The 6,809-nt window shown below is 67.6% G+C and carries 7 protein-coding genes; 3 read left to right on the plus strand and 4 right to left on the minus strand.

Features of this window, described 5'->3' with window-relative positions:
- Nucleotides 1–4 precede the first annotated feature (4 nt).
- Nucleotides 5–970: a Bug family tripartite tricarboxylate transporter substrate binding protein gene (locus VIR09_RS24720; protein ID WP_013393618.1), complete on the plus strand. Its 966-nt coding sequence runs from the start codon at nt 5–7 to the stop codon at nt 968–970.
- Between the two features lie 90 nt (nt 971–1,060).
- Here the strand turns inward: VIR09_RS24720 and VIR09_RS24725 are convergent, their stop codons facing one another.
- Genes VIR09_RS24725 through araD form a run of 3 tightly spaced genes read right to left on the minus strand, consistent with a single transcriptional unit; the run spans nt 1,061 to nt 4,605 of the window.
- On the minus strand, nt 1,061–2,050 hold the full coding sequence (locus VIR09_RS24725; protein ID WP_332015250.1) for a tripartite tricarboxylate transporter substrate binding protein: 990 nt from the start codon (nt 2,048–2,050) through the stop codon (nt 1,061–1,063).
- A gap of 58 nt (nt 2,051–2,108) precedes the next feature.
- Nucleotides 2,109–2,819, minus strand: coding sequence for a ribonuclease activity regulator RraA (locus tag VIR09_RS24730; RefSeq protein WP_332015255.1), 711 nt, complete (start codon nt 2,817–2,819; stop codon nt 2,109–2,111).
- A 55-nt stretch (nt 2,820–2,874) separates the two neighbouring features.
- On the minus strand, nt 2,875–4,605 hold the full coding sequence (araD, locus tag VIR09_RS24735; protein ID WP_332015251.1) for an L-arabinonate dehydratase: 1,731 nt from the start codon (nt 4,603–4,605) through the stop codon (nt 2,875–2,877).
- Nucleotides 4,606–4,727: 122 nt separating this feature from the next.
- Between araD and VIR09_RS24740 the strand changes: the two genes are divergently transcribed.
- Both VIR09_RS24740 and VIR09_RS24745 read left to right on the plus strand, forming a co-directional pair.
- Nucleotides 4,728–5,417, plus strand: coding sequence for a GntR family transcriptional regulator (locus VIR09_RS24740; protein WP_332015252.1), 690 nt, complete (start codon nt 4,728–4,730; stop codon nt 5,415–5,417).
- 119 nt (nt 5,418–5,536) lie between these two features.
- The gene (locus VIR09_RS24745; RefSeq protein WP_332015253.1) at nt 5,537–6,094 is read left to right on the plus strand and encodes a surface-adhesin E family protein; all 558 of its coding nucleotides are present in this window, start codon (nt 5,537–5,539) and stop codon (nt 6,092–6,094) included.
- Between the two features lie 6 nt (nt 6,095–6,100).
- Here the strand turns inward: VIR09_RS24745 and VIR09_RS24750 are convergent.
- On the minus strand, nt 6,101–6,809 hold a 709-nt coding region (locus tag VIR09_RS24750; RefSeq protein WP_332015254.1), incomplete at its 5' end, for an ABC transporter permease.

Raw genomic sequence — 6,809 nt, forward strand, 5'->3', positions numbered from 1 at the left:
CACCATGCGCCCCTACCGCCTGTCCGCGCTGGCCATCAGCGCCCTGTCCGCAGTTTCCGTCCTGTCCGCCGCGCATGCCGCGGACTACCCCGCCCGCTCGATGGAGCTGGTGGTCGCCTACCAGCCCGGCGGCGGCAGCGACAACACCGCGCGCGCCATCGCCGAGGCGGTGCGCCCGCCGCTGCTGGCGCAGCCCACGGTGGTGATCAACAAGCCCGGCGCCAGCGGCTCCATCGGCTGGGCCTACGTCGCCAACGCGCAGCCCGACGGCTACCGGCTGGTACTGATGACCCCCGAAATGCTGGTGGTGCCCCTGATGGGCATAGGCAAGACCACGGTTGGCGACTTCCAGCCCATCGCCCGCTTCACCGACGATCCCTCGTCGGTCACGGTGCGCGCCGATGCGCCCTGGAAGACGGTGGAGGAATTCCTGGCGGACGCGAAGAAGAATCCCGAGCGCGTCGCCGTGTCCAATGCCGGTATAGGCACCGTGCCGCACATGGCGGCCGCGGCCCTGGGCGAACAGGCCGGCGTGAAGTTCGTGCACGTGCCCTACCAGGGTTCGGCGCCGGCCATCATGGGCCTGCTGGCGGGCGACGTGCAAGCCACGACCGTCGCCTACGCCGAACTGCAGCAGCACGTCGAAACCGGCAAGCTGCGCACCCTGGCCGTCATGGCGCCCAAGCGGCTGGACAACCTGCCCGCCGTGCCCACCATGAAGGAGAAAGGCGCGGACCTGCAGTTCAGCGTCTGGCGCGGCATCGGCCTGCCCAAGGCCACCCCCGCGGACGCGGTGGAGAAATGGCGCGCCGCGGCGCGCCAGGTGGCGCAATCGCAGGACTTCCAGGCGCTGATGCGCAAGCAGAACCTGACGCCCTCCTACGCCGACCTGCCGCAGTTCACGGCTGACGTGGCGCGCCAGGAGGAAGCGTTCAAGGCGCTGGTGCCGAAGCTGAATCTGAAGCCCTGAGCTTGAATCCCAGGGATTGAAGTCCTGGATTTGAGGCTATGACACGGCAGCGGGTGCGGCGCCGAGACGCCGCGCCCGCAAGCCCGCCGCCTATTCGACCGTTGCGCCCGACTTCTTCACGACTTCCGCCCAGCGCGGAATCTCGGTCGCCATCAGGTCGCGCAGCTGATCCGGCGTGCTGCCGACCAGTTCCATCCCCATGGTCTTGCCCAGTTTCTCCTGCACGTCCGGCTCTTTCAGGATCACCGCGATTTCCTGCGCCAGCTTGTCGAGGATGGGCTTGGGCGTGCCCTTGGGCGCGTACACCGCCTGCCAGGACGCCATCTGGAAGCCCGGTACGCCGGCTTCCTGCATGGTCGGCACCTCGGGCGCCAGCGCGATGCGGTCCTTGGTCGTCACCGCCAGCAGCTTGAGCTTGCCGGTCTGCAACAGGGGCAAGGCCGCCGTCATCTGGTCGAACATGAAAGTCACCGCGCCGGAAGACACGTCGACCATGGCGGGCGGCGTACCCTTGTAAGGCACATGCGTGAGCGGCACCCCTATCATGCTGGAGAACAATTCACCGGCCAGGTGCGTGGAGGTGCCGGCGCCCGAGGACGCGAAGGTGCGCTTGCTCGGGTCGCGCTTCAACAGCGCGATCAGGTCGGCGACCGAGTTCACGCCCAGGTTGGGATCCACCAGCAGCACGTTGGGCAAGTAGGCGATCAGCGAGACCGGTTCGAAATCCTTGACCGGGTCGTACTTCAGGTTCTTGTACAGGCTGGCGTTGATGGCATGCGTGCTGATGGTGCCGCCGAACAGCGTGTAGCCATCGGGCGCGGCCTTGGCCACGTAAGTCGCGCCGATGCCGCCGGCCGCGCCAGGCTTGTTTTCGACGATGACGTTCTGGTGCAGGCGGTCGCCCAGCTTCTGCGCCAGCACCCGGCCCACCACGTCGGTCGAGCCACCCACGGTGAATGGCACCACATAGGAAATCGGCTTCTGCGCGGGCCAGTCGGCGGCCTGGGCGGGCGATGCCAGCGCGCCCAGCGTGGCGGCGGCCAGCAGCGCGGCCAGCGCGCCGCGTCGTTGTGTATTCATGGTTGTCTCCTGCCTCTTGTTTGGCTTATGGGGTTGCCGGCTGCGCCGGCGGCAAGGCTCAGCGGCCCTGTTGCTTGCGCCAGGCGGCGAACTTGTCCTTGGTGCCCGGATCGGTGGGCGGATACAGCCCGAGGATGGATGCGCCCTGCTGCACCTCGCTGGTCACGAAGTCCTCGAAGGCCGTCATCTCCACGGCCTCGATAGCGATCTCGTCGGCCAGGCTGGCGGGTATCACCACCACGCCCTCGCGGTCGCCCACGACGATGTCGCCCGGCCACACCGGCACGTCGCCGCAGCCGATGGGCGCGTTGATGTCCAGCGCCTGATGCAGGGTCAGATTGGTCGGCGCCGAAGGCCGCTGATGATAGGCGGCATAGGCCATTTCGGCGATCTCGGGCGAATCGCGGAAGCCGCCGTCCGTCACCACGCCGGCCACGCCGCGCTTCATCAGCCGCGTGACCAGGATGGAGCCTGCGGAAGCGGCGCGCGCGTCCTTGCGGCTGTCCATCACCAGCACTGCGCCTTCCGGGCAGGTCTCGACCGCAACGCGCTGCGGATGCGCGCGGTCCTCGAACACCTTGATGGTGTTCAGGTCCTCACGGGCGGGGATGTAGCGCAAAGTGAAAGCCGGGCCGACCATATTGGGCAGCGTGGCGTTCAGCGGACGCACGTCCTGGATGAACTGGTTGCGCAAACCGCGCTTGAACAAGGCCGTGCACAGGGTGGCGGTGCTGACGCCGGCCAGGCGGGCGCGCGTTTCGGGATTCATTTGGGACACGATGGCTCCGGGGGCTGAAGACTGTGGGGATGGGGCGCGCAGGCGCCTAGAAGATCTCGGGCTCGGGCACGGGCGCGCCGAAGCCGGTTTCCAGGAAATCGAAATCGCAGCCGTCGTTGGCCTGCAGGATGTGCCTTGAATACATCCAGCCATAGCCGCGCTCGTAGCGCTTGGGCGGCGGCGTCCAGGCGGCGCGGCGCGCGGCCAGCTCGTCGTCGCTGACGTTCAGATGGATGCTGCGTGCGGGCACGTCCACGGTGATCAGATCGCCGGTCTTCACCAGGGCCAAGGGGCCGCCGACATAGCTTTCCGGCGCCACGTGCAGAATGCAGGCGCCGTAGCTGGTGCCGCTCATGCGGGCGTCCGACAGGCGCAGCATGTCGCGCACGCCCTGCTTCACCAGCTTGGTCGGGATCGGCAGCATGCCCCATTCCGGCATGCCGGGGCCGCCCTGCGGACCGGCGTTGCGCAGGATCATGATGTGGTCGGCGGTGACGTCCAGGTTTTCGTCGTCCACCGCGGCCTTCATGCTGGGATAGTCGTCGAACACCAGGGCCGGGCCGGTGTGGCGCAGGTATTGCGGCGCGCAGGCGCTGGGCTTGATGACGCAGCCGTCAGGCGCGATATTGCCGCGCAGCACGGCCAGCGCGCCTTCGTCGTAGATGGCCCGGTCCAGCGGGCGGATCACGTCGTCGTTGTAGACCTCGGCGCCGGCGATGTTCTCCCCCAGCGTCTTGCCGGTGACCGTCATGGCGGACGGATCCAGATGGTCTTGCAGCCGCGACATCAGCGCCGGCAGCCCGCCCGCGTAGAAGAAGTCTTCCATCAGATAGGTGTCGCCGCTGGGCCGGATGTTGGCGATCACCGGCACCTTGCGGCTGGCGGCGTCGAAGTCGTCCAGGCCCACGGCGCAGCCGGCGCGGCGCGACATGGCGACCAGGTGCACGATGGCGTTGGTGGAGCAGCCCATGGCCATGGCCACGTTGATGGCGTTCTTGAAGGACGCCAGGCTCAGGATGCGCTGCGGCGTCAGATCTTCCCAGACCATCTCGACGACGCGCCGGCCGCACTCGGCCGACATGCGCATGTGGTTGACGTCCGCCGCCGGGATCGAGGACGCGCCCGGCAGGGTCATGCCTATGGCTTCGGCGATGGCGGTCATGGTGCTGGCGGTGCCCATGGTCATGCAGGTGCCGTAGCTGCGGGCAATGCCGCCTTCGACCTCGGTCCATTGTTCCTGCGTGATCTTGCCGGCGCGGCGCTCGTCCCAAAGCTTCCAGGCGTCGGAGCCCGAGCCCAGGATCTTGCCCTTCCAGTTGCCGCGCAGCATGGGGCCGGCAGGCACGTAGACACAGGGCAGCCCGGCGCTGACCGCGCCCATGATGAGGCCCGGCGTGGTCTTGTCGCAGCCGCCCATGAGCACGGCGCCATCCACAGGATGGCTGCGCAGCAGTTCCTCGGTCTCCATTGCCAGGAAGTTGCGGTACAGCATGGTGGTCGGCTTGACGAACGATTCCGACACCGAGATCGCCGGCAGTTCCACCGGAAAGCCGCCTGCCTGGAACACGCCCCGCTTGACGTCCTCGACGCGCTGCTTGAAGTGGCTGTGGCAGGGATTGAGGTCGGACCAGGTGTTGATGATGGCGATGATGGGGCGGCCCGCCCAGTCGTCGGGGCCGTACCCCATTTGCATCATGCGGGAACGGTGGCCGAAGGAACGCAGGTCGTCCTTGGCCATCCAGGCGGCGCTGCGCAGGCTTTCGTAAGAGCGTTTCATAGGGGCGAGGCTAGTTACGTGATGGCGACGGGGTCATTTAAACACTAATACATTAGTGCGTCAGCTAGGTAAAAACCCGCTAAACTCCGTTACTCTTCAGGCCCCATTCCGCACGCGACCCGATGCAAAGCACCAAGCTCAGACTGGACCGCTCGCGCCACGCCGCGCCGCAGGTCTTCGAACATCTACGCGAACAGATCGTGTCGCTGGAACTCGCGCCCGGGGCGCCGCTGTCGCGCATCACCCTGGCGGAAACCTACGGCCTGAGCCAGACCCCGATCCGCGACGCGCTGATGCGCCTGGCCGAGGAAGCGCTGGTCGAGATCTACCCGCAGCACACCACGGTGGTCAGCCGCATCGACGTCGCCGCCGCCCGCGAGGCGCATTTCCTGCGCCGCTCGCTGGAACTGGAGATCGTGCAGGTGCTGGCGCAGCGCCCCGACCCGCTGCTGTTCAAGCGCCTGCAGGCCAGCATCGACCTGCAGCGCGCCAGCCATGCCAGCGGCCAGTACCAGCATTTCATCGACGCCGACCAGGCCTTCCACCGCGACATGCACGAAGCCGCCGGCGTGGCCCGGCTGTGGGAACTAGAACAGCGCTACAGCGGCCACCTGGACCGCCTGCGCCGACTGCACCTGCCTGAAGCCGGCAAGGCCGGGCGCATCCTGGACGATCACCAGCGCCTGCTGGACGCCATCGTCGCCCAGGATCCGCTACGCGCCCAGCAGGTGCTGCGGGAACACCTGTCTGGCACCCTCAGCCAGGTGGCCGAGATCTGCAAGCGCTATCCGGAATATGTGCTGACGGATTAGGAGCCGTCGCCCCTAAGGCGTTTGCGCGCCGCGCGCTCCCGCCCTGCCCGGTATGATCGGGTACACGCGATGGCCACAAGCCTGGCGACGGCGCGCCGCGCCACCACCGGAAAACACCAATGACCGCAAGGCACGCATTCCTGATCGCCCTGGCCGTGACCGCCTGGGTCCATCCCGCGCAGGCCGCGCCGCCCCCCGGCGCCTGCGAGACCATCACGGTCCGCGAAGGCGATCCGGTGCCCGCCGACGCCTGCGCCGTGAACATCGTGCCGCGCGACGCTGGGCCCGGCGGCATGCTGTCCGGCGGACCTGACTGGGTGCCGGTGGATCCGCAAGCCATGCCTGGCGTGTTCTACGACAGCGCATCGATCAAAGTGGTGTCTGAGCGCCCCGCCGTCATGGCAGTGAACGTCGCCTGGTTCTATGCCCAGCCCAAGATTTCCGCGGCCAATGGGCAACCCTACCGCTCCGTGGCCCAGCCGGTCACCATGAACTGCACCGCCAACACCTACACCGTAAGCCAGGTCGTGCATTACGCCGGCGAGAACGCCACCGGCCCCATCGTGGAGTCCCTGCCTCCGCCTGGCATCCGCAATGCCCCGATCGCGCAGGATCCCGTGCAGCGCAAGCTGCGCGAGGTGATGTGTCCCGCCAACGGCAAAAGTTCGCGCAAGTAAGCCGTCCTATCCTTTCCAGTAGCGGTACAGCGCGCGCGCCGCCGCGTCCAGCAGAAAGCCCAGCACGCCTATCATCAGGACCATCGCCATCAGCTCCGAGTACGCCAGCCGGTCGCGCGTATCCAGGATGAAATAGCCCATCCCCGCCGACACCCCCAGCATCTCGCAGGGCACGAGCACGATCCACAGGATGCCGATGGCCAGGCGCACACCGGTCAGGATATGACCCAGCACGCCAGGCAGGATCACGCTGCGCAGCGTCTCCCAGCGGGTGGCCGCGACGCTTTGCGCCAGTTGCAGCCAGCGCGGGTCCAGCTGCTGCACGCCGGCGGCGGTGTTAAGTACGATGGGCCAGACGGCCGCGAAGGCCAGCAAGAAGTAGACCGGATCGTCGCCCACCCCAAATGCCATCACCGCGATCGGCATCCAGGACAAAGGCGAAATCATGCGCAGGAACTGCATGGCTGGAGACACCGTGGCTTCCAGCCGCCGGTAGCTGCCGATAGCCAGCCCCAGCGGCACGCCTATGGCCAGCGCGAAGCCCAGGCCGACCGCGACGCGCCGCAGGCTGACCAGGATGTGCAAGGGCAAGTCCGAGCCCACCAGCAGCGAGGCCAGGCTGGCGAAGGTCGCACCGGGCGAAAAACGCCGCGCCATACCGCCCGCGGGCGACAGCACGTCCGTGCCCAGCCACCACAGCGCCAGCAGCGCGGCA

This window comes from Achromobacter sp. (genome assembly GCF_036567245.1).
GTDB lineage: Bacteria > Pseudomonadota > Gammaproteobacteria > Burkholderiales > Burkholderiaceae_B > Achromobacter.